General features: G+C 56.4%; 21 protein-coding genes. 17 read left to right on the top strand and 4 right to left on the bottom strand.

The window, feature by feature from the left end:
- Window positions 1-99 precede the first annotated feature (99 nt).
- Window positions 100-1239 (bottom strand): tRNA epoxyqueuosine(34) reductase QueG, encoded by a 1140-nt coding sequence (gene queG / locus AC6I8B_RS17005; protein ID WP_157353802.1) that lies wholly within the window; start codon window positions 1237-1239, stop codon window positions 100-102.
- Here queG and nnr point away from each other — a divergent pair.
- From nnr to AC6I8B_RS16930, 15 genes are all read left to right on the top strand, one after another.
- Window positions 1238-2758 carry a bifunctional ADP-dependent NAD(P)H-hydrate dehydratase/NAD(P)H-hydrate epimerase gene (gene nnr / locus AC6I8B_RS17000; RefSeq protein WP_157353800.1) on the top strand — a complete coding sequence of 507 codons (1521 nt, stop codon included), beginning with the start codon at window positions 1238-1240 and terminating at the stop codon, window positions 2756-2758. The two genes, queG and nnr, sit on opposite strands and share 2 nt — an antisense overlap.
- Window positions 2755-3231 (top strand): tRNA (adenosine(37)-N6)-threonylcarbamoyltransferase complex ATPase subunit type 1 TsaE, encoded by a 477-nt coding sequence (tsaE, locus tag AC6I8B_RS16995; protein ID WP_010256103.1) that lies wholly within the window; start codon window positions 2755-2757, stop codon window positions 3229-3231. Before nnr ends, tsaE begins: the two co-directional genes overlap by 4 nt.
- The gene (gene amiB / locus AC6I8B_RS16990; RefSeq protein ID WP_157353798.1) at window positions 3228-4898 is read left to right on the top strand and encodes an N-acetylmuramoyl-L-alanine amidase AmiB; all 1671 of its coding nucleotides are present in this window, start codon (window positions 3228-3230) and stop codon (window positions 4896-4898) included. Before tsaE ends, amiB begins: the two co-directional genes overlap by 4 nt.
- A 46-nt stretch (window positions 4899-4944) precedes the next feature.
- The gene (gene mutL, locus AC6I8B_RS16985; protein ID WP_157353796.1) at window positions 4945-6810 is read left to right on the top strand and encodes a DNA mismatch repair endonuclease MutL; all 1866 of its coding nucleotides are present in this window, start codon (window positions 4945-4947) and stop codon (window positions 6808-6810) included.
- Window positions 6803-7753, top strand: a complete 951-nt coding sequence (gene miaA / locus AC6I8B_RS16980) for a tRNA (adenosine(37)-N6)-dimethylallyltransferase MiaA (RefSeq protein WP_010256112.1) — start codon at window positions 6803-6805, stop codon at window positions 7751-7753. The genes mutL and miaA overlap by 8 nt, the downstream gene beginning before the upstream one ends.
- Before the next feature lie 104 nt (window positions 7754-7857).
- On the top strand, window positions 7858-8169 hold the full coding sequence (hfq, locus tag AC6I8B_RS16975; RefSeq protein WP_010256116.1) for an RNA chaperone Hfq: 312 nt from the start codon (window positions 7858-7860) through the stop codon (window positions 8167-8169).
- A gap of 72 nt (window positions 8170-8241) precedes the next feature.
- Window positions 8242-9522: a ribosome rescue GTPase HflX gene (hflX, locus tag AC6I8B_RS16970; protein WP_010256119.1), complete on the top strand. Its 1281-nt coding sequence runs from the start codon at window positions 8242-8244 to the stop codon at window positions 9520-9522.
- Window positions 9523-9749: 227 nt separating this feature from the next.
- Window positions 9750-10988, top strand: coding sequence for an FtsH protease activity modulator HflK (gene hflK / locus AC6I8B_RS16965; RefSeq protein WP_033785558.1), 1239 nt, complete (start codon window positions 9750-9752; stop codon window positions 10986-10988).
- Window positions 10989-10991: 3 nt separating this feature from the next.
- Window positions 10992-11996: a protease modulator HflC gene (gene hflC / locus AC6I8B_RS16960; RefSeq protein ID WP_010256123.1), complete on the top strand. Its 1005-nt coding sequence runs from the start codon at window positions 10992-10994 to the stop codon at window positions 11994-11996.
- Between the two features lie 57 nt (window positions 11997-12053).
- Entirely contained in the window at window positions 12054-12254 is a 201-nt protein-coding gene (locus tag AC6I8B_RS16955) for a DUF2065 domain-containing protein (protein WP_010256126.1), read from the top strand.
- 166 nt (window positions 12255-12420) lie between these two features.
- Window positions 12421-13719 carry an adenylosuccinate synthase gene (locus AC6I8B_RS16950; protein ID WP_157353794.1) on the top strand — a complete coding sequence of 433 codons (1299 nt, stop codon included), beginning with the start codon at window positions 12421-12423 and terminating at the stop codon, window positions 13717-13719.
- Window positions 13720-13937: 218 nt separating this feature from the next.
- Window positions 13938-14381: a nitric oxide-sensing transcriptional repressor NsrR gene (gene nsrR / locus AC6I8B_RS16945; RefSeq protein ID WP_010256130.1), complete on the top strand. Its 444-nt coding sequence runs from the start codon at window positions 13938-13940 to the stop codon at window positions 14379-14381.
- 16 nt (window positions 14382-14397) lie between these two features.
- Complete coding sequence (rnr, locus tag AC6I8B_RS16940; protein ID WP_157353792.1) at window positions 14398-16890, top strand: ribonuclease R; 2493 nt, start codon at window positions 14398-14400, stop codon at window positions 16888-16890.
- Window positions 16891-16959: 69 nt separating this feature from the next.
- On the top strand, window positions 16960-17694 hold the full coding sequence (gene rlmB, locus AC6I8B_RS16935; protein WP_003855328.1) for a 23S rRNA (guanosine(2251)-2'-O)-methyltransferase RlmB: 735 nt from the start codon (window positions 16960-16962) through the stop codon (window positions 17692-17694).
- A 220-nt stretch (window positions 17695-17914) separates the two neighbouring features.
- Window positions 17915-19543 carry an isovaleryl-CoA dehydrogenase gene (locus AC6I8B_RS16930; protein WP_033780633.1) on the top strand — a complete coding sequence of 543 codons (1629 nt, stop codon included), beginning with the start codon at window positions 17915-17917 and terminating at the stop codon, window positions 19541-19543.
- On the opposite strand, the gene bsmA is transcribed toward AC6I8B_RS16930, so the two are convergent.
- Together bsmA and AC6I8B_RS16920 are read right to left on the bottom strand one after the other, a co-directional pair.
- Window positions 19517-19843 (bottom strand): biofilm peroxide resistance protein BsmA, encoded by a 327-nt coding sequence (gene bsmA, locus AC6I8B_RS16925; protein WP_033758911.1) that lies wholly within the window; start codon window positions 19841-19843, stop codon window positions 19517-19519. The genes AC6I8B_RS16930 and bsmA overlap by 27 nt on opposite strands.
- 56 nt (window positions 19844-19899) lie before the next feature.
- The gene (locus tag AC6I8B_RS16920; RefSeq protein ID WP_022623933.1) at window positions 19900-21831 is read right to left on the bottom strand and encodes a methyl-accepting chemotaxis protein; all 1932 of its coding nucleotides are present in this window, start codon (window positions 21829-21831) and stop codon (window positions 19900-19902) included.
- A 158-nt stretch (window positions 21832-21989) separates the two neighbouring features.
- Here AC6I8B_RS16920 and yjfP point away from each other — a divergent pair, with 158 nt between their 5' ends.
- Window positions 21990-22739, top strand: coding sequence for an esterase (gene yjfP, locus AC6I8B_RS16915; RefSeq protein WP_033780634.1), 750 nt, complete (start codon window positions 21990-21992; stop codon window positions 22737-22739).
- 49 nt (window positions 22740-22788) lie between these two features.
- Here the strand turns inward: yjfP and AC6I8B_RS16910 are convergent, their stop codons facing one another.
- A complete protein-coding gene (locus tag AC6I8B_RS16910) occupies window positions 22789-22995 on the bottom strand; it encodes a hypothetical protein (RefSeq protein ID WP_157353790.1) in 207 nt (68 codons plus the stop codon).
- 405 nt (window positions 22996-23400) lie between these two features.
- Here AC6I8B_RS16910 and rpsF point away from each other — a divergent pair, with 405 nt between their 5' ends.
- Entirely contained in the window at window positions 23401-23796 is a 396-nt protein-coding gene (gene rpsF, locus AC6I8B_RS16905; RefSeq protein ID WP_003855334.1) for a 30S ribosomal protein S6, read from the top strand.

Genomic DNA, 23796 nt, shown 5'->3' with positions numbered 1-23796 from the left:
TTTAACAGCAAAATCAGCGTTGTTGCAGTTGAATGACAACAGCTTTTTATTTTTATTCACAGCATGTGGAAAACGATAATTCGCGATCAAGCTGTTCAATCACGCATCACGCGGTAAACCCTTCTCTACTGCACGAACCAGGCGCTTCTGCTGGGCAGGTTGCACTTCAACCACGAGTTGCTCGCGTTTCTGCTGCTGCTGCGTGATTGCCCACAGAATATGTTCATCCAGCAGGTCACTTTCACCGAGTCGTTGTTCCAGTACCTGAACGATTTCGGGCGACCAGGGCGCGTTACCCAGCGCCACTGCAATATTACGCAGCCAGCGTAAATGACCAATGCGGCGAATCGCTGAGCCTTCAGTGATGCGTAAAAACTTCGCTTCATCCCATTGAAACAGATCGATCAGCTCAGGGGCGTGTAGCGCCGCTCGCGGTGAAAAGTCGCTTTCGTCACTGAGTTGTCCATAGCGATTCCACGGACAGATCAGCTGGCAGTCATCACAGCCATATATCCGGTTGCCCATCAGCGGGCGAAATTCTTCCGGGATCGCGCCTTCCAGCTCAATGGTGAGATAGGAAATACAGCGCCTGGCATCCACGATGTAGGGCTCAACGATCGCGCTGGTAGGGCAGATGGTCATGCAGGCGACACAGCGGCCACACTGCTCCTGCTGCGGTGTATCTACCGGCAGCGGAATATCGATCAGCAGTTCGCCGAGGAAAAACCATGAACCTGCTTCCCGATTCAGTATCAGCGAATGTTTGCCGGTCCAGCCGAGTCCCGCTTTGGCCGCCAGCGGCCGCTCAAGCAGCGGGGCCGAATCCACAAACGGGCGAAAATTAAGCTCGCCACAATGCTGCTGGATCATTTCTCCGAGCTTTTTCAGTCGATTGCGCAATACTTTGTGGTAATCACGACCTAATGCATAACGGCTGACATAGCCCAGCTGGGGATTTTTCAACGTGCTGGCAAAGGCGGCTTTGGCCGGAAGGTAGTTCATGCGAACGCTGATAACGCGCAGCGTGCCGGGCAGCAGTTCATGAGGACGCGCCCGCATCATGCCGTGTCGCGCCATCCACTCCATCTCGCCATGATACTGCTTATCCAGCCACGCCTGCAGGCGCGGCTCTTCCGCACTGAGATCGGTATCGGTGATGCCGACCTGCTGAAAGCCGAGATCCAATCCCCACTGTTTAATCTGTTGTGCGAATTGATGAAGATCGAGAGGGTATGACATGAGTAACCAGGATTCGAAGAAAAACAGCCGCAGTTTACCATATTCTGTCTGGCCTGCGCAGGCTGTGGCCCAGCTTGAGCAACAGGGGGCCGATGCGCTCGGCATTACGCTGTATGAGCTGATGCTGCGTGCCGGACAGGCCGCTTACGAGCATCTGACTGCGCACTGGCCAGAGGCCAGCCACTGGCTGATTCTGTGTGGTCACGGCAATAACGGTGGCGATGGTTATGTGCTGGCGCGACTGGGACAGGCGGCGGGCAAAACCGTTACGCTGCTGGCGTGCGAAAGTGAAAAAGTGTTGCCGGAAGAGGCGCAGCGTGCACGGGACGCGTGGCTGGATGCGGGCGGTGAAATTCATGCGGCCGATGCGGTCTGGCCAGAGCAGATCGATGTGATTGTGGATGCGCTGCTGGGAACCGGCAGTCATCGTGCGCCCGAAGAACCCTATGCCACGCTGATCCAGCAGGCGAACGCTCATGCGGCGCCGAAACTTGCCATTGATATGCCTTCCGGTTTATCAGCCCGCAATGGCACCGCGCCCGGTGAGGTAATTAATGCCAGCCATACGCTGAGTGTGGTTGCTCTTAAACCGGGCCAGATCACCGGCAAAGCGCGAGATTACATTGGAGAGCTTTACTATGCCGATCTCGGCCTGGCCGCTTTTCTGGCGGGCGAAGTGGCTCCCATTGCGCGTTATGATGCCAGCGCATTAACCCGCTGGCTCAAGCCGCGCAAACCAACCTCGCACAAGGGCAGTCACGGCCGGCTGCTGGTAGTGGGGGGCGATGCCGGTACCGCTGGCGCGGTACGGATGACGGCCGAAGCGGCGTTGCGCAGCGGTAGTGGGTTGGTGCGAGTACTTACTCACAAAGATAATATTATTCCGATCCTGACCGCCCGGCCCGAAATTATGGTCGATGAACTGACCGATGAGCGCCTGACGGAGGCGCTGGAGTGGGCCGATGTCATTGCGATAGGGCCCGGTCTGGGTCAGCGCGACTGGGGAAAGCGGGCGCTGAAGCGGGTAGCGAGCAGTGAAAAGCCGATGCTTTGGGACGCGGATGCACTTAACCTGCTGGCAATCAGTGCGGAGAAACGTCAGAATCGCATTATTACGCCGCATCCTGGTGAAGCGGCGCGTTTGCTGAATACCGAGACCAGTGAAATTGAGAGTGACCGCTTACATGCAGCGCAGACATTGGCGCAGCGTTATGGTGGTGTAGTGGTACTGAAAGGTGCCGGTACGCTGATTGCCAGCGAGCAAGGTGAAATGGCCTTTGCTGACGTGGGCAATGCCGGTATGGCCTCCGGCGGTATGGGCGATCTCCTGAGTGGAATCATCGCCTCGCTGGTGGGCCAGAAACTGACGCTGTTTGATGCGGCCTGCGCCGGCTGCGTTGCACATGGTGCCGCGGCCGATGCGGTCGCTGCGGAACGTGGTACGCGCGGTATGCTGGCAACTGATTTACTGGATCTGCTGTGGCAGTTTGTTAATCCTGAGATGAATAAAGAAGCATGAAGACCTGTGTTATCTCTTTGCCCGATGAGGCGGCTACGCTCAGTTTGGGCGCTCAGCTGGCGCGCGCCTGTGGCAGCGCGGCAGTGATTTATCTCTATGGCGATCTGGGGGCGGGTAAAACCACCTTCAGCCGCGGCTTTCTGCAGGCGCTGGGCCATCAGGGCAACGTCAAAAGCCCTACTTACACGCTGGTTGAGCCTTACACGCTGGACGACCGCACACTTTATCACTTCGACCTCTATCGTCTTGCCGATCCTGAAGAGCTTGAATTCATGGGCATCCGCGACTATTTCAGCGGCGATGCTATCTGCCTGGTTGAATGGCCGCAGCAGGGCGCCGGTTTTCTGCCGCCGCCCGATCTCACGCTAACGCTGCGTTACGTGGGTGAGGCGCGTGAAGCGGAACTGACGGCACAATCCTCGTCGGGCCAGCAATGGCTTGAACAATTTGGTCAGGGCAGGGATCAGGCATGATGTCACGGATGAAAATAGCGCTGGTGACACTGTTGCTGCTGGTCTGTACACCCCTGTTTGCCGCCACCCTGTCGGATATCAAAGTCGCTAATGGCGACAGCCAGGCAACCATCACCCTGAACTTTGCCGGACAACCTGTCTATGGCTTCTTCCCGCTGCGCAATCCTGACCGTGTGGTGCTTGATGTGCGCCAGAGCGGCGTGGTTCAGGGGCTGCCGTTAAATTTCAGCGGCGAAAACATCGTAAAGCGAATTCGCACCAGCACCCCTAAAGATAAACAGAGCGTGCGGCTGGTGTTTGAGCTGACGCAGGTGGGTAAAACCCGGGCGGTCACCCAGCGCAATGGCAACAGCTACAGCGTGGTCTTCACCATTACCGGTAAGCCACCTGCTGTTACGCGCAGTGTGCCTGCGCCGGTAACGGCCCCGACGCGCGTGCCCACCCAGAGTGCCGCAGCGGCTAACCCCTTTAATTCGAATCCGGTGACGTCCGTGACCAGTACAGCCAGCACCGTGAGTCCTGGCCGGGCCGTCAGCCAGAACGATACCGTGATTGTGGCGATTGATGCCGGACATGGCGGTCAGGATCCCGGCGCTATCGGGCAGCGCGGACTGAAAGAGAAGAACGTCACGATCGCAATTGCACGTAAACTGCGGGTGTTGCTGAATAACGATCCGATGTTCAAAGGCGTCCTGACGCGTGATGGCGACTATTTTATCTCGGTTATGGGCCGCTCCGACGTGGCGCGTAAAGCCAACGCCAACGTGCTGGTTTCAATTCATGCTGACGCCGCGCCGAGCCATGCGGCGACCGGTGCATCGGTCTGGGTATTATCAAACCGCCGGGCCAATAACGAGATGGCTAACTGGCTGGAGCAGAAAGAGAAACAGTCTGAGCTGCTGGGCGGCGCAGGTGACCTGCTGGCTAACAGTCAGGCCGACCCCTACCTCAGCCAGGCAGTACTTGACCTGCAATTCGGTCACTCGCAGCGTGTCGGTTATGACATCGCCCAGAAAGTGTTGCAGCAGATGCGCAGCGTGACGTCGCTGCATAAACGTCTGCCTGAGCATGCCAGTCTTGGCGTGCTGCGTTCACCCGATATTCCTTCTTTGCTGGTGGAAACCGGCTTTATCAGTAATTCCTCGGAGGAGCGACTGCTTGGCAGTAGCGCACACCAGGATAAGATTGCGCAGTCGATCTATAAAGGTCTGCGCACTTATTTCCTGGCGCACCCGCTGCAATCCATCCCAAAGGAGGAAAACCGGCCGCTGGGCTCGTCGCCAGCGGTTAACGTCGCCAGCAACCCGGCGACCGGGGTGACGCAATATACCGGCGTAACTCAGCGCCATACGGTAACGCGCGGTGAGACACTTTCCGGGATTGCCGCGAAGTATGGCGTCAGCATGGCGACCCTGCGTGAGATGAACACCCTGAAGCGGGATGTGGTGTGGGTCGGACAGCGGTTGAAAGTGCCGGCCAGTGCGGCCGCCAGCCGCACCACGCGCGCCACGCCACGCGGCATTGTGCGTCATAAAGTGGTCGTGGGTGATTCACTGACCGGCATTGCCGCACATTATGGCGTCAGCCCGAAAGCGATAATGCAGACCAATAATCTGAAATCGACCAACGTCATGTTGGGGCAGAACCTGAAAATCCCTGCATCCTGATTGTTTGCCCGGCCGCTGCGCCGGGCGGCCAGCTAAAAGGAAAACCATGCCGATACAAATTTTACCGCCCCAACTGGCAAACCAGATTGCGGCGGGTGAAGTGGTTGAACGCCCTGCATCGGTTGTAAAAGAGCTGGTGGAGAACAGCCTGGATGCTGGTGCAACGCGCATTGACGTTGATATTGAAAAGGGGGGCGCAAAGCTTATCCGCATTCGTGACAACGGCTGCGGCATCGTGAAAAGCGAGCTGTCGATGGCGCTGGCCCGACACGCCACCAGTAAAATCGCCTCACTGGATGACCTGGAAGCGATCATGAGCCTGGGTTTTCGCGGTGAAGCGCTCGCCAGTATCAGTTCTGTCTCCCGCCTGACCTTAACCTCACGTACCGCCGATCAAACCGAAGCCTGGCAGGCCTATGCGGAAGGGCGTGATATGACGGTAACGGTTAAACCGGCTGCGCATCCCTGTGGGACCACGCTCGAAGTGCTGGATCTGTTTTATAACACCCCGGCGCGCCGCAAATTTATGCGCACAGAGAAAACCGAGTTCGGTCATATCGATGAAGTGATCCGTCGTATTGCACTGGCGCGTTTTGATGTCGCGCTTTCACTGAGCCACAACGGCAAAATGATGCGTCAGTATCGGGCCGTCAGCGAGGAGAGCCAGCGCGAACGGCGACTGGCAGCTATCTGCGGCACCACGTTTATTCAGCATGCGCTGCGAATTGACTGGCAGCATGATGATCTCTCGCTGCGCGGCTGGGTCGCCGATCCCGCCGGTTCGCGCCAGGTCACCGAGTTACAATATTGCTACGTCAATGGCCGGATGATGCGCGACAAGCTGATTAATCACGCTATCCGCCAGGCTTTCCAGACCCAGCTCCAGGATGACCAGCAGCCCGCTTATGTGCTCTATCTGGAGATCGATCCGCATCAGGTGGATGTCAACGTTCACCCGGCCAAGCATGAAGTGCGTTTTCATCAGTCACGCCTGGTGCATGATTTTATTTATCAGGGCGTGGTCAGCGCATTACAGGCGATAGCGTCACCCATTTTGCCTGCGCTGCAGGCAGAAGAAGCCGCACCGCGCTGGCAGCCGGAAAACCGTCAGGCGGCGGGAGGGAATCATTTTGCGCAGCCTTCAGCCCCCGCCAGCGAGAATCAATCTTCAGCCTCCACGCGGCAAACACCGCCCGCAGCGGCGCCGGCCTGGCAAAACAAAGAGAACGTGTATCGTCAGCGTGAAGGCGCGGTTTATCAGCAGTTGCTGAAAACGCCTGTCAGCGCCACGCCGCCGCCAAAAAACCGTGAACCGGCACCGTGTACGGCCGAAAAACCCTCGCCGCTGGCCGCGCATGCCCAGAGCTTTGGCCGGGTATTGGCCGTGTTGCAAAACCACTATGCGCTGCTGGAGCAGGATCAGAAGTTAATGCTGATGGCGCTGCCGGTCGCGGCGCGCTGGCTGAAACAGGCGCAGCTTGAACCGGGTGAAGAGGGACTTAAACCGCAACCCCTGCTGATTCCGGTGCGGCTCAAAATCGCCCTGGATGAACGGCAGGCCGCAAAAGAAAAGAGCAGCCTGCTCAATCAGATGGGTATTGATCTTCAGCCCGAAGGCGACCACGTGACCTTACGCGCGGTGCCTTTACCGTTACGAACACAAAATTTACAAATCTTGATTCCTGAGCTGTTAGGCTATCTCGCCCGGCAGCAGGAGATCTCTGCGACGCAACTGGCCCAGTGGCTGGCGCGGCGTCAGGATACAGAGTCCTCCGACTGGAATCACTCACAGGCGATCAACCTGCTGGCAGAGCTTGAACGGCTTTGCCCACAACTGCTGAAATCGCCACCTTCAGGCTTATTACAGCCCATAGAGATTGAGAGCGCGATCAACGCGTTGAAGCATGAGTGAATTAAACCAGGCTGGCCGGCCAAAGGCTATTTTTTTGATGGGACCCACGGCTTCTGGCAAGACCGCTTTAGCAATTGAATTGCGTAAGCGGTTACCAGTGGAACTAATCAGCGTAGACTCTGCCTTAATCTATCGTCAGATGGATATTGGTACGGCGAAACCGTCGGCTGAGGAGTTAGCAGTGGCCCCCCATCGTCTGCTCGACATTCGCGATCCCGCTGAAGCCTATTCGGCAGCGGAGTTCCGGCGGGATGCTTTAGCAGAAATGGCGGATATCGTTGAAGCCGGACGAATACCGTTGCTTGTTGGTGGAACCATGCTCTACTTCAAGGCGTTACTTGAAGGATTGTCGCCGTTGCCCTCGGCCGATCCCGACGTTCGTCAGCGGATAGAGCAAACGGCGCGTGAAAAAGGCTGGGAAGCTTTACACCGCCAGCTGTGTGAAATCGACCCGGTTGCCGGCAGTCGTATTCATCCGAATGATCCGCAGAGACTTTCGCGAGCACTGGAAGTTTTTTTTATTTCGGGTAAAACTTTAACGGAACTGACAAAAACATCCGGTGAAGCGTTACCCTACGACGTGCAACAGTTTGCCATCGCCCCCGCGAGCCGTGAATTGCTGCACCAGCGCATCGCGTTGCGTTTTGAGCAGATGTTGGCGTCAGGATTTGAAGCGGAGTCTCGGGCCCTTTTTGCACGAGGTGATTTGCATACGGACATGCCTTCCATTCGTTGTGTTGGCTATCGTCAGATGTGGTCTTATTTATCGGGCGAAATCGATTACAGCGAGATGGTTTATCGGGGAATTTGCGCAACCCGGCAGCTTGCTAAGCGACAGATGACCTGGTTACGCGGTTGGGAAAATGTTCACTGGCTTGACAGTGACGAGCCCCGGCTGGCGCGTGATACAGTGTTACAGGTTCTTAGTGCGAAGCATGGGTGATTGTGTACAATTGATGGGTTATCGTGCGCAAATTTTTACGCAGTTTTTTTCAGAACCATAGGTTCTACTTGCAACAAACAACAAGCATATAAGGAAAAGATAGAATGGCTAAGGGGCAATCTTTACAAGACCCGTTTTTGAACGCACTGCGTCGTGAACGTGTTCCGGTTTCGATTTATCTGGTTAACGGTATTAAGTTGCAGGGTCAGATTGAGTCATTTGATCAGTTCGTCATTTTGTTGAAAAACACGGTGAGTCAGATGGTGTATAAGCACGCCATTTCTACCGTTGTTCCTTCACGCCCGGTTTCTCACCATAGCAATAATACCGGTGGCGGCAGCAACAATTACCATCATGGCGGCAGCAACACAACTGCGCAGCCACAGCCACAACAAGACGGTGATAACGCAGAATAACGCGTCACCGTACAGCCAGGAACGGAGAACAGCGGTTTTCCGTCCTGGTCTTTTATTTAGCGAGGTTATAGCTTGTTTGACCGTTATGAAGCCGGTGAGCAGGCCGTACTGGTACACATCTGGTTCTCCCAAGACAAAGAAGTAGAAGATTTGCAGGAGTTTGAAACCCTGGTCTCTTCTGCTGGCGTTGAGGCGCTGCAAGTGGTTACTGGCAGCCGCAAAGCGCCACACCCCAAGTATTTTGTCGGTGAAGGAAAGGCCGTTGAAATTGCCGATGCGGTAAAAACAACAGGAGCATCGGTCGTATTATTCGATCATGCCCTTACGCCCGCTCAGGAAAGAAACCTCGAGCGCCTGTGCGAATGCCGGGTCATTGATCGCACCGGTTTAATTCTGGATATCTTTGCCCAACGCGCACGTACCCACGAAGGTAAATTGCAGGTTGAGCTGGCACAGCTGCGCCATCTTGCGACACGTCTGGTGCGCGGCTGGACCCACCTTGAACGCCAGAAAGGCGGGATTGGTTTACGTGGCCCGGGTGAAACGCAGTTAGAAACGGACCGCCGGCTGTTGCGCGGCCGTATCAGTCAGATTTTGTCTCGTCTTGAGCGAGTTGAAAAACAGCGTGAGCAGGGACGTCAGTCACGAGCCAAAGCGGATGTGCCAACGGTTTCGCTGGTGGGTTACACCAACGCCGGCAAGTCGACCCTCTTTAACGCCATGACCTCCGCCAATGTCTTTGCCGCAGACCAGCTGTTTGCGACGCTCGACCCCACACTGCGCCGTCTGAATGTTGCTGATGTCGGGGACGTGGTACTGGCGGACACGGTAGGCTTTATTCGCCATCTTCCTCACGATCTGGTTGCCGCTTTTAAAGCCACGCTGCAGGAGACTCGTCAGGCGACGCTGTTAATGCACGTGATTGATGGGGCTGACCTTCGCGTCACGGAAAATATCGCCGCCGTCGATGCCGTACTGGAAGAGATTGAAGCGGACGAAATCCCGACGTTACTGGTGATGAATAAAATCGATATGCTCGACGGATTCGAACCACGTATCGATCGTAACGAAGAGAACCTGCCAATCCGCGTCTGGCTTTCCGCCCAGACAGGCGCAGGCATTCCGTTGCTATGGCAGGCGCTGTCTGAGCGTCTGGCGGGTGAAATAGCCCAGCACGCATTACGTCTGCCACCGGAAGCGGGGCGACTTCGCAGCCGTTTCTATCAGCTGCAGGCGATTGAGAAAGAGTGGAATGAAGAAGACGGCAGTGTAGGATTGCAGATACGTATGCCCATTATTGAGTGGATGCGTTTATGTAAGCAGGAACCGTCGCTGACCAGTTACATTGTTTGATGTTGCCCAAACGCATTTACCTTAAAAATTGAAGATTGTCGCACTTTCTTTGCAGACCCGAATACGCTGGCGTTACCCGACTATTTTGGATTTCAGCAAGGCGGCAACTGAGTGAAACCCCGGGAGCTTACGCAGGTAAGTGACCGGGGTGAGCGAAGGCAGCCAACACCGCTGCAATCCGAAAGCTGAAGGGTAAAAATCGTAATTACAATAAATGGAGTAGAAACATGGCGTGGAATCAGCCCGGAAATAACGGACAGGACCGCGACCCGTGGGGAAGCAGCAATAATCAAGGCGGCAACTCTGGGGGGAATAAGGGAGGACGGGAATCCGGGCCTCCTGATCTGGATGATATCTTCCGTAAGCTGAGCAAGAAGCTTGGTGGACTGGGCGGTGGCAAACAGAACGACAACGGTCAGCGCGGCTCCGGCAGCGGTGGCAAAATTGTTGGTATCGTGGCTGTTGCTGCTGTAGTCATCTGGGCTGCAAGCGGTTTCTACACCATCAAAGAAGCGGAACGTGGCGTGGTGACGCGCTTCGGTAAATTCAGTCATCTGGTCGAACCCGGCCTGAACTGGAAGCCGACATTCGTTGATCAGGTGCGTGCGGTTAACGTTGAATCGGTGCGCGAACTGGCTGCTTCTGGCGTCATGCTGACTTCGGATGAGAACGTGGTACGCGTGGAGATGAACGTGCAGTACCGCGTGACCGATCCGGAACGTTATCTTTATGCTGTGACCAGCGCGGACGACAGCCTGCGTCAGGCTACTGACAGCGCACTGCGCGGCGTGATTGGTCGCTCTACCATGGACCGCATCCTGACCGAAGGTCGTACCGTGGTGCGTAGCGATACCCAGCGTGAAATCGACGAGACGATTCGCCCTTATAACATGGGGATCGCGGTGCTGGACGTCAACTTCCAGGCTGCACGTCCGCCGGAAGAGGTGAAGTCTGCATTTGATGACGCGATTGCCGCACGCGAAAACCGCGAGCAGTACGTTCGCGAAGCCGAAGCTTACGCCAACGAAGTTCAGCCTCGTGCTAACGGCCAGGCGCAACGTATTCTGGAAGAGGCACGCGCTTACAAAGAGCGTACCGTTCTGGAAGCGCAGGGTGAGGTGGCGCGTTTCGCCAAGATCCTGCCTGAGTATAAAGCTGCACCCGAAATCACCAAAGAGCGTCTCTATATCGAGACCATGGAACGTGTGCTGAGCCATACCCGCAAAGTACTGGTTAACGATCGGAGTAATAACCTGATGGTGCTGCCGCTGGATCAACTGATGCGTGGCGGTCAGACTTCATCGGGCCAGAATGGTCAGAAAGGCGCGAACGGTTCTTCGCAGCCTGCGCGCTCCGATAGCAGTGCCAGCCGCAATGACACGTCGTCATACAGTCCGGACAACATCATGGATCAGCGTCGGGCAAATGCTCAGCGCAGCGACAGCCAGCGCGAAGGGAGAGAGTAATCGATGCGTAAGCCAATAGTATTTTTAATCATTGTCGTGCTGGTGGCGCTCTATGCGTCCCTGTTTGTGGTGCAGGAAGGGCAGCGAGGCATTGTTCTGCGCTTCGGTAAAGTCCTGCGCGACGGCGAAAACAAACCGCAGGTGTTCGAGCCGGGTCTGCATTTCAAGATTCCATTCCTGGAAACGGTTAAAACGCTGGATGCGCGTATCCAGACCATGGATAACCAGGCCGATCGCTTCGTCACCAAAGAGAAGAAAGATCTGATCGTGGACTCCTACATCAAGTGGCGTATCAGCGACTTCAGTCGCTACTACCTGGCCACCGGTGGCGGTGATGTCTCTCAGGCGGAAGTGCTGCTGAAACGTAAGTTCAGTGACCGCTTGCGTTCTGAGATGGGTCGTCTGGATGTGAAAGATATCGTAACGGACTCCCGTGGTCGTCTGACCACCGATGTGCGTGACGCGCTGAATACCGGCTCTGCAGGCAACGATGATGAAATCGCAACCCCTGCGGCTGATGACGCGATTGCCAGTGCAGCGGCCCGTGTCGAGCGTGAAACCAACAGCAGCGAGCCAGCACCAAACCCGAACAGTATGGCGGCGTTAGGTATTCAGGTGGTGGATGTACGCATCAAGCAGATCAACCTGCCGACCGAAGTGTCTGATGCGATCTTCAACCGTATGCGTGCTGAGCGTGAAGCGGTAGCGCGTAGCCAGCGTTCACAGGGTCAGGAAGAGGCGGAAAAACTGCGCGCCCAGGCCGATTACCAGGTTACCCGTACTCTGGCTGAAGCCCAGCGTGAAGCGCTGATTACACGCGGTGACGGTGATGCGGAAACGGCGCGATTGTTTGCCGATTCGTTCAGCAAAGATCCTGACTTCTATGCCTTTATTCGTAGCCTGCGTGCCTATGAAAACAGCTTCAATAGCGATCAGGATGTGATGGTATTAAGCCCGGATAGCGACTTCTTCCGATATATGAAGGCGCCCTCTAACGCGACACGCTAAGAACTGATATAACCTGTGGGCCGACAATGTTGTCGGCCCTTTTTTTTGGGTATCAGAATGAAAACAAGCATCTGGATGGCGCTGGCGCTGGTGTTAGTGCTGGAAGGGTTGGGACCGATGTTTATGCCGCGCGCCTGGCGACGCATGATCCTGACGATGACGCGGTTGCCCGATCGTCTGCTGCACCGCTTTGGTGGAGGACTGGTCGTTGCTGGCATGGTGATTTACTGCATGCTCAGCCTGCACGGTAACCTCTGAGGCTGACGTTCAGACCGGCTAAATTGTGCCTTTCAACGCTATTATCCCCAACATGTTGTAGTGATCAAAACTCAGGCAAAAAAGCGCGCAATCGTATGCTAAAAGTGCTGAAAACCACGGGATCAGATGGTAGAATCCTTTTTTAAGCAATCGGTGATTTTGAGAAATGGGTAAGAACGTCGTCGTACTGGGCACCCAATGGGGTGACGAAGGTAAAGGTAAGATTGTAGACCTTCTGACTGAGCGCGCGAATTACGTTGTGCGTTATCAAGGCGGCCACAATGCGGGCCACACGCTTGTCATCAACGGTGAAAAAACCGTCCTCCACCTGATCCCTTCTGGCATTCTGCGCGATAACGTCACCAGCATCATTGGTAACGGCGTAGTGCTCTCTCCTGAAGCCTTAATGAAAGAGATGAAAGGCCTGGAAGCGCGCGGGATTCCGGTACGTGAACGTCTGCTGATTTCTGAAGCCTGTCCGCTGATCCTGCAATATCATGTTGCGATGGATATGGCGCGTGAACGTGCTCGTGGCGCCAAAGCGATTGGTACCACGGGTCGTGGCATCGGACCGGCTTATGAAGATAAAGTCGCTCGCCGTGCCCTGCGCGTCAGCGACCTGTTTAACAAAGAAACCTTTGCTGCCAAGCTGAAAGAAGTGGTCGATTTCTACAACTTCCAGCTGGTGGAGTACTACAAAGAGCCGGCAGTTGACTTCGATAAAGTGCTGAGTGATGTGATGGAAGTCGCTGACATCATAACTGGCATGGTCATTGACGTCTCTGAACTGCTGGACGTCGCGCGTAAGCGTGGCGATCTGATTATGTTTGAAGGGGCGCAGGGTACGCTGCTGGATATCGATCACGGTACCTATCCGTACGTGACCTCATCCAACACCACCGCAGGTGGCGTAGCGACCGGTTCAGGCATTGGCCCGCGTTATGTCGACTACGTGCTGGGTATTGTGAAAGCTTACTCAACCCGCGTTGGCGCAGGCCCGTTCCCGACCGAGCTGTTCGATGAAACCGGCGAATTCCTCTGTGCGCAGGGTAATGAGTTTGGTGCGACCACCGGTCGCCGTCGTCGTACCGGCTGGCTGGATGCGGTAGCGGTTCGCCGCGCGGTCCAGATCAACTCCCTGTCAGGTTTCTGCATGACCAAGCTGGACGTGCTGGATGGCCTGAAAGAGGTGAAGATCTGTGTGGCTTATCGTATGCCTGATGGCCGCGAAGTGACCACCACGCCACTGGCGGCAGAGAACTGGGAAGGCATTGAGCCGATCTACGAAACCCTGCCAGGCTGGAGCGAGACAACGTTTGGCGTCAAGACGCTGGAAGGTTTGCCTCAGGCTGCGCGTGACTACATCAAGCGTGTGGAAGAGGTAACGGGTGTGCCGATTGATATCATCTCAACCGGCCCTGATCGTAGTGAAACAATGATTCTGCGCGACCCGTTCGACGCGTAATCATTCAGGCCGGACGCTGTCCGGCCCTTGTTTTTCCATTCTTTGATGCCACTTAACCTCCCTTCGCTTGTCAAACCTTCTGCTGGCTTAAAAAAGCGCACGGCCAGACAGACTCTGGTTTATCATCGTAGCTAATCGAATGGCGATCCGATTTAATCCTGGCATCAATCACAGGGCGAATAAGGTCATGCCGCGCCTGAAGGTTCACTGAGGTTACTGTGCAGCTCACGAGTTTTACTGATTATGGCTTACGGGCACTGATTTATCTGGCATCGTTGCCGGAAGGTCAGCAGACCAATATTACGGAAGTGACGAACACTTATGGTTTGTCCCGTAATCATATGGTCAAAATCATCAATCAGCTGAGCCGGGCGGGCTATGTCGCCGCAACGCGTGGTAAAAACGGGGGCATTCGTCTGGGTATGCCAGCTCGTCAGATTGTCATTGGCGATGTGGTACGTAAGATGGAACCACTACAATTAGTGGATTGCGCGTCCTGTTCCATCACGCCAGCCTGTCGTCTGAAGCAGGCGTTACATGACGCGGTGCAGCGATTTTTGCAGGAGCTGGATAGCTATACGTTGGCAGATCTGGTCGAAGGAAATACACCACTTTATGAGATCATCTTGTCCAGATCGCCGGTGGAAATAAATATTAAATGACATCGGAGGAACCGCTATGTCAAAAGATCCTTTTCAGGATAGAGAAGCTGAAAAATACGAAAACCCTATTCCGAGCCGTGAATTTATTCTGGCTCTGTTAGAAAAACGTGAAAAACCGGCCAGCCGCGAAGAGCTGGCTGAAGAGATGAATCTGCAGGAAGAAGAACACCTTGAGGCGCTGCGTCGCCGCCTTCGCGCCATGGAGCGTGATGGTCAGCTGGTGTTCACCCGCCGTCAGTGTTATGCCCTGCCAGAACGTCTTGATCTCCTGCGCGGTAAAGTCATTGGCCACCGCGATGGCTACGGCTTCCTGCGGGCAGAAGGTCAGAAAGATGACCTCTACCTTTCCGCAGAACAGATGAAATTCTGTATGCACGGTGACGTGATCCTGGCGCAGCCGCTGGGTGCCGATCGCAAAGGCCGCCGCGAAGCGCGCGTGGTCCGGGTGCAGGAACCCCGCAACAATCAGATCGTTGGCCGTTACTTTACCGATGCCGGTGCTGGCTTCGTAGTGCCGGACGACAGTCGCCTGAGTTTTGACATCCTCATCCCGCCTGAAGAGACGATGAATGCCCGCATGGGTTCCGTGGTGGTGGTTGAGCTGGTCCAGCGTCCGAACCGTCGCAGCAAAGCGATCGGTAAAATCGCCGAGATTCTGGGCGATGATATGGGTACCAGCCTGGCCGTGGATATGGCGCTGCGTACGCATGAAATCCCGCACACCTGGCCGCCGGAAGTGGAAGCTCAGGTCAGCAAACTGAAAGAAGAAGTCCCGGAAGAGGCCAAAAAAGGCCGCGTCGATCTGCGTAAGCTGCCGCTGGTCACCATCGATGGTGAAGATGCCCGTGACTTTGATGATGCTGTTTACTGTGAGAAGAAGCGCGGTGGCGGATGGCGTCTGTGGGTAGCTATCGCGGATGTCAGCTATTACGTCCGTCCTGGCACCCCACTGGATGACGAAGCGCATCAGCGCGGAACCTCGGTCTACTTCCCGTCGCAGGTTGTGCCGATGCTGCCGGAAGTGCTGTCGAATGGCTTATGTTCGCTTAACCCGCAGGTCGATCGCCTCTGTATGGTGTGCGAGATGACCATCTCGACCAAAGGTAAACTGACCGGCTTCAAGCACTACGAAGCGGTGATGAACTCCCATGCGCGTCTGACCTACAACAAAGTCTGGAACATTCTGCAGGGCGACAAAGAGCTGCGCCAGCAGTATGCGCCGCTGGTTAAAGACCTTGAAGAGCTTAACAACCTCTATCATGCGCTGGAAGCCGCTCGTGAAGAGCGCGGCGGTATCTCGTTTGAAACGGAAGAGGCGAAGTTTATCTTCAACGCCGAGCGCCGTATTGAGCGTGTTGAGCGCGTGTCACGTAATGACGCCCATAAGCTGATCGAAGAGTGCATGATCCTGGCGAACATCGCCTCGGCACGCTTCGTTGAGAAAAATCAGGAACCGGCGCTGTTCCGCGATCACGATCGCCCGACCGACGAAAGCATCAAGAGCTTCCGTACCGTGCTCAACGAGCTGGGACTGAGCCTGCCTGGCGGCAATAAACCGCAGCCAATCGACTATGCGGCGCTGCTGAAGCAGGTTGCCGATCGTCCTGATGCGGAAATGCTGCAAACCATGCTGCTGCGTTCGATGAAGCAGGCCGTTTACGATCCGGAAAACCGCGGTCACTTTGGTCTGGCGCTCTCGTCGTATGCGCACTTTACCTCGCCAATCCGTCGTTATCCGGATCTGACGCTGCATCGCGCCATCAAATATCTGCTGGCAAAAGAGCAGGACGAAGGTAAAGGCCTGGTACAGCGCGCCATTAAATACCTGATGCCGAGAGATCGCAGCGTCGCCAAAGATATGACGACAGCAACCGGCGGCTATCACTACGACATGCCGCAGATGCTGCAACTGGGCCTGCACTGTTCCCTGACCGAACGCCGCGCCGATGAAGCGACCCGTGACGTCGCGGACTGGCTCAAGTGTGACTTCATGCAGGATCAGGTTGGCAACGTCTTCAACGGCGTCATTTCCAGCGTGACCGGATTTGGCTTCTTTGTACGCTTAAGCGATCTGTTCATTGATGGTCTGGTCCACGTTTCGACGCTCGACAACGATTACTACCGTTTTGACCCGGTAGGTCAGCGTCTGATCGGTGAATCGGGCGGTCGCACCTATCGTCTGGGTGACACGGTTGAAGTGCGTGTTGAAGCTGTCCATATGGACGAGCGTAAAATCGACTTTGCCCTGATCTCCAGCCAGCGTCAGGTACGTGGTGAAGGCAAAACCGCACGCGACCGGGCGAAGCGTGACGACAAAGCGCCAGCGAAACGCCGTCGTGATGCGAGCAAGAAGTCCAACTTCGAGCCGGACGCCGCTTTCCGGGGTGACAAGGGCAAGACCGCCGCTGCAAATACCGAGAATAAAAGTAAAAACGTCTCGGAAAAAACCCGTAAAATCGCCGCCGCCACCCGGGCGAAGCGCGCCAGAAAAAAGGCGCAGCCTGACTGATGCGCGCACCCGCCCTTTCTCACTGAGAAAGGGCGGTCATTCATTCATTTCCAAACACTGAGCAGATCGATGAGCGAAATTATTTTTGGTATCCATGCCGTGCAGGCGCTGCTGGAACGTGATCCACAACGTTTCCAGGAAGTCTTTATCCTCAAAGGCCGCGACGATCGTCGCCTGCAACCCGTGGTCGCCGCGCTGGAAGCTCAGGGGATCGTGATTCAGCTGGCCGAGCGCAAGTGGCTCGACAGCCAGGTTGAAGGCGGTGTACATCAGGGTATTGTGGCGCGGGTAAAACCGGGTCGTCAGTATCAGGAAGGCGACCTGCCGGATCTGCTGCAGAGCCTGGATAAACCCTTCCTGCTGGTGCTGGACGGCGTCACCGATCCGCACAATCTGGGTGCCTGCCTGCGCAGTGCCGATGCGGCCGGTGTGCACGCGATTATCGTGCCGAAAGATCGCTCTGCGCCTCTGAATGCAACGGCCAAAAAAGTGGCCAGCGGCGCGGCAGAAAATGTGCCGTTGATCCGCGTCACCAACCTGGCACGTACCCTGCGTCTGTTGCAGGAGTACAACATCTGGGTTGTCGGTACCGCAGGTGAAGCTGACCATACTGTCTTCCAGAGCAAAATGACCGGTCCGATGGCGCTGGTGATGGGCGCGGAAGGGGAAGGCATGCGTCGTCTGACCCGTGAGCATTGCGATGAGCTGATCAGCATTCCGATGGCCGGCAGCGTCTCTTCGCTGAATGTCTCGGTGGCTACGGGTGTCTGCCTGTTTGAAGCGGTGCGTCAGCGCAACGCCTGATCCCCGATGTGATCCTCGCCACAAATTAGTTTCTGTACCAGGCATAACTGCGCGTCATTCGTATATACCCAAAGGATTTCGGGTTGCATTGAGGCGGCAAGAGAACGAATCCCGATGAGCTTACATGAGTAAGTGATTCGGGTGAGTGAACGCAGCCAACAAAAATGCAGCTTGAAAGACGACGGGTATACTTACTGAGTGACATCCGCGAGGAGTGGTTATGACCTGGACAACACACACCGTTTTTAATCAGCCCCATCCTCTGAGCAACAGCAACCTGTTCCTGTCTGATACGCCGCTCGGCGAGGCACTGTCACGCGAAGGCGCCGGATGGGATCGGGAGTGGCTGGCTTCGGTAGGCCGACAGCTGGGCAGCGCCGAGTCGCTGGAACTGGGTCGGCTCGCCAACGCGGAGCCACCTGAACTGCTGCGCTACGACGCCCGCGGCGTACGGATGGATGAAGTCCGTTTTCACCCCGCCTGGCACCTGCTGATGCAGGGTGTCTGCGCCAGCCGCCTGCATAATCTCAGCTGGCATCCCACAGTACGTGAACAGGCCAGCGTGGCGCGCGCTGCGCGCTTTATTCTGCATGCGCAGGTTGAAGCGGGCACGCTTTGCCCGGTGACCATGACGCACGCGGCCATTCCACTGCTGCAGACTTATCTGCCCGCCGCGTTCGAAGGCTGGCTCGATCCGCTGCTCAGCGATCGTTACGACACCCATGCGCAGCCCGGCGACCAGAAACGGGGTCTGCTGATTGGTATGGGCATGACGGAAAAACAGGGCGGCAGCGATCTGCTCACCAGCACCACCCGGGCCGAGCCGCTGGGCGCGCGCGGCCCAGGTGAAGCCTACCGGCTGACCGGCCACAAATGGTTCTTCTCGGTGCCGCAGAGCGATGCGCATCTGGTGCTGGCGCAGACGCCCGCCGGATTAAGCTGTTTCTTCCTGCCGCGCCTGTTGCCTGACGGGTCACGCAACGCCATCCAGCTTGAGCAGCTTAAAGATAAGCTGGGTAATCGCTCAAATGCCAGTTGTGAGGTGGAGTTTCGCGATGCGACCGGCTGGCTGCTGGGAGAAGAGGGCGAAGGCGTGCGGCTGATCCTTAAAATGGGCGGTATGACGCGCTTCGACTGCGCACTCGGCAGTCATGGTCAGATGCGGCGTGCATTCTCGGTGGCACTCTGGCATGCACATCAGCGCCAGGTGATGGGGAAAAACCTGGTGGATCAGCCGCTGATGCGTCAGGTTCTGGCACAGCAGGCGCTGCAGCTGGAGGGACAAACCGCGCTGCTGATGCGGCTGGCGCGCGCCTGGTCACAACCGGCAAAACCGCATGAGGTCACGTTTGCCCGCTTATTCACTCCGGCTGCAAAATATCAGATCTGCAAAGCGGGAGCCCCGTTCGTCGCGGAGTCGATGGAAGTGCTGGGTGGCATCGGCTACTGCGAAGCGAGCGAGCTGCCGCGCCTCTATCGTGACATACCGGTCAACAGCATCTGGGAAGGGTCGGGCAACGTGATGTGTCTTGACGTACTGCGCGTGCTCACCCGTCAGGCAGAGGTTTCGGAGATGCTGAGTCAGGAATTTGAAGCGGTGAAAGGGAGTAATCGTCATTTCGATGCGCGCTGGCGTCAGTTACGGCTGCGAATGAGCAAAGTCCCCGAAGAGCAGGCGCGCGAGGTGACCCGCACGCTGCTGCAGCTTGCGACCGGCGCTCAGCTACTGAAATATGGCGAACCGCCGCTGGCGGATGCATGGTGCCAGCAGTGGCTCGATCGGCGTGGCTCCCGCCCCCTTGAGGCAGCAATCACAGACCGTTTACTGGCCCGTGCCTGTGGCAGGTGATGCGCCGTAAAGAATCGCGCTGGCGTACCAGAGACCGGGCATTACCGTTTCACTCAGCGCCACGATCTGATAGTAAGCCGCACCGGCCTGGTTAGCCCGGGTGGCCACGGCCCGCCCGGCATCATCCGGTGAGCCGCGCACATTAACGGTAATATTGCCCAGTTTCGGCAAACCACCACTCTGCGCCCGTGAAATCTCCTGCGCCTGTTGCGTCGGCGCGGGCGGTGCTTTTGGCGTGGTCTCAAGCGCGGAACAGCCTGCCAGCAGCAGGCTTATCACCAGTAAATAAGCGAAACGCATAGCAAAACCCTCTTTCAGGACGAAGCATTAAGTGTATGCCATCGCCCTGAATGACGTCAGGATTTAAGGCTGAATACGCTGACCAGCTGGGTCAGGTGATGCCCTTTATCACTCAGGTTCTGCGCGCTGTTTTCCGCCTGTGTCACCAGTTCGCTGTTCTGGTGAGTCGCCTGGCTGATCTGGTTCATCGCCAGATTAACCTGGCCGATGCCTGCCGCCTGCTGCTGCGCCGCCACGTTGATCTCGCCCATCAGCGCCTGCACCTGCTCGATGTGGGTCACAATGTCGCTCATCGCATCGCGCGTCTGCTCAGATAACTGATGGCCTTCCGCCACGTTGCTGATGGAGGTCGCAATCAGTCCATCAATCTCTTTAGCGGCCTGCGCAGAACGCTGTGCCAGCGCACGCACTTCTGCGGCCACCACGGCAAAGCCACGGCCCTGTTCCCCGGCACGTGCCGCTTCAACGGCGGCATTCAGCGCCAGGATATTGGTCTGGAAGGCGATCGACTCAATCACGTGGGTGATATCCGCAATGCTTTGTGATGAAACCTTAATCGCCGACATGGTGTTGACCGAGCGCACGACCGTCTGGCTGCCGTGACTGACGATATCGCTGGCTTCGGCCACCAGTGACATCGCCTGACGCAGGCTGTCTGCGGTGTGTTCAACCGTCGCGCCAAACTGCTCCATGCTGGCAGAGGTCTGCTCCACGCTGCTGGCCTGACGCCCGATCTGCTCGCTGATGTTATGACTGCTGGCCGCGATGGTGTCCGTGCCGTCGCTGATCTCCTGCGCCGCGCCGCGCACCTGGCTGACGATTTTCTCCAGACCATCGCCAATGCCGTTGATCGCAACGATCAACTGGCCCACTTCATCGCGACGCTGGGTATCCATATGGACCTGCAGATTCCCGGCGGCATACTGCTCCGCCAGATGGATCACCTGCTGCAGCGGACGGGTAATCGCCCGACGGCTGTACCAGACAAACCCCAGCGCAAAGACCACCACCAGAATCAGTCCGGTTATCAGGAACAGGTTACGGCTATGCGTAATCGGGGCGAGCAGGCTTTCACGGTTAACTTCGCCGGCGATCACCCAGTTCCAGCCCGGCAGCTGCTGCCAGGCCAGAATCTGGTGCTCGCCGTTGATCTCTGCCTGCAGCATGCCCTGCGGCTGAGTCAGCAGCGGCTGGAGTGTCGCGTCATCCCAGGCGGGTCGTTTTCCTTCGTTGTGCTGATCGAACAGATACTCTCCCTGCGTCTTACCGGGCGTGCCGTTGAGCACAAAGAAATGACCACTATCACCCAGCTTGCGTGCCAGGATTTTTTCACGCATCAGCGCATACTGCTTATCAATGCCAACGCCGACAAACAGGATGGCGACAACCTTGCCACTCTCATCTTTTACCGGCTGATATTGTGTGATGTAGCGATGGCCGAACAGCGTCGCCAGCCCCTGATAGACGTCGCCCTGACTGACGCTTTTCCAGGCGGCGCCGTTGCGGTCAAGCTGCGTACCGATTGCGCGACTGCCATCCTGCTTTTTCAGCGAGGTGGAAATACGGATAAAATCATCGCCGTCGCGCACAAAAATGGTCGCCACGGCGGCGGTGCGTTCGGTGAAATCGTCTACCGCGGTCTGGTCGAGGTTCAGCGTTTTTAACCCGGCGCGCAGCACCGGCGTCGAGAAGGCACCGACCTGCACCCGGGAGCCTTCATCCAGGCTAAAACGCTTAGGCAGGAAACTGGTAAACAGACTGGTGTAGTGAGCCACCTCTTCGGTGAGGGTGGCGTTGAACATAGTGGCCATTTCACTGATGCCCTGCACCTGGTTTTGCATGTCATCGATGGCGAGATTTTCCAGCTGCCGCGAAGCGGTGTGGCTCTGGGTTAGCGTCAGAACCAGCAACAATAACGCTACGCTGAGAGACGTCAGTACAGACAGCTTAACTCCAAGACTCAGGCCGCTGAGAGAGAGACGCTTCATAAATTACCTTTGATCAAGTTAGGGGGACACAACATCAACGGCAAAGCGCGGGAAAAGTTTAGGCCGAAATCTGGCGACTAAACGCAGCAGGGGATTTCGTAAATTAACCCGCAGACGTACACTCAATCGGCACGCCTTGCCCCTTCTCAGGAGAGACCATGATTGAACTCACCACAGAAACGCTGGCCGGTATCGAATGCCTGCACGCCACGCCTGCCGGACAACGGCATCAGCCACTTCCTACCGTGCTGTTTTATCACGGCTTTACCTCTTCAAAAGAGGTCTACGCCTACTTCGCAGTCGCGCTGGCACAGGCGGGGTTCCGGGCGGTGATGCCGGATGCAGATCTGCACGGCGCGCGCTATCACGGTGATGCCGATGCACGCCTTGGCCGCTTCTGGGAGATTCTGAAACAGAACATTGATGAGCTGCCGCAGCTGGAATCGGCGCTGCGCGCTGACGATCTGATCGCCGGCGAGCGCTTTGCGGTGGCGGGCGCGTCGATGGGCGGCATGACGGCGCTGGGCGCGATGGCGCGTTATCCGCAGATTCAGAGCGTCGCCTGCCTGATGGGATCGGGCTATTTTATGCAGCTCAGTCAGTCGCTGTTTCCGCCGCTGGTCGCCGACACGCCTGAGCAGCAAGCGCAGTTTGCTGCCCGCATGGCACCGCTGGCCGACTACGATCCCTGCAACCGGCTGGAGGCACTGGCAAACCGTCCGCTGCTGTTGTGGCATGGTGAGGCGGATGAGGTGGTGCCCTGGGCGGAGAGCGTCCGGCTGGAGAGGGCGCTGCGTGACAACGGGCTGGCGAAGCATCTGACTTCGCTGTCTGAAAAACAGATTGGACATAAGATCACGCCATCAGCATTGACGGCGCTGGTCAGCTTTTTTAAACAGCAGCTATAAAAAATGAACGGGCGGAGAGTGAATCTGCCGCCCGTAAACTTACCGGCACTTACCAGTGCGCAGACGATTTTTCTGCTGCTCTGGCAGGCGCGTTGACCGGGGTCTTTTGTGGCGCATCCAGCCGATTAACGTAGATATAACCCGATGCCGCTTCGCTGCTGTGACTTCTTATCTGCTGCGCACAGTCAGCATTGCTGGCAAGAGCGGGTGGAGACAGGAAGAGACCCAGTAAAGTGGCGATGACGAACGTTTTCATGCCCGACTCCTCACTTCAGGGAACACACTCTGTTAGACGCCGATAAGCCAAACCGTAACGTCTGCATTAAGTTTAGCGACTGTGCACATTATCGCCAGATCGTCCGCCTGAAGCTCTTTATCAGCTTTTTTGAACCTTTCCCGCTTAACGCGCTGTATTCACATGATTAGCACGAAAAGCTACCGTATATGGCACGCCGGATGGCATTTGTTGAAATGTGCGCTTGAGTTTAGCCGTCGCCGCCAGTATGATTACGCGTCAATTTTTCAGCCGCATTCTCAGGCTGTGTCCCACAAACGCTCGTCACAACGAACCTTTGTGGGACACAGCCTATAACGTTCCTTGCTTCCATGGGCCGCGGTTGACCCCGACAGGAGGCTGAATAATCCGTAAGGAGCAATTTCGATGCGTCATTACGAAATCGTATTTATGGTTCATCCTGACCAGAGCGAACAGGTTCCTGGCATGATCGAGCGTTACACTGGTGCTATCACTGGTGCAGAAGGCACGATTCACCGTCTGGAAGACTGGGGCCGCCGTCAGCTGGCTTACCCGATCAATAAACTGCACAAAGCGCATTACGTTCTGATGAACGTTGAAGCGCCGCAGGAAGCGATCGATGAGCTGGAAACGAACTTCCGCTTCAACGACGCCGTTATCCGTAGCATGGTTATGCGCGTTAAAAACGCGGTAACTGAAGCATCGCCGATGGTTAAAGCGAAAGATGAGCGTCGTGATCGTCGCGAAGATTTTGCTAACGAATCCGCTGATGAGTCAGATGCTGGGGATTCTGAAGAGTAA

It is taken from the genome of Pantoea sp. X-Soil-ISGK-285 (assembly GCF_059730815.1).
Note: the sequence above shows the minus strand (reverse complement) of the source record. Positions and strands in the feature narration are given on the sequence as shown.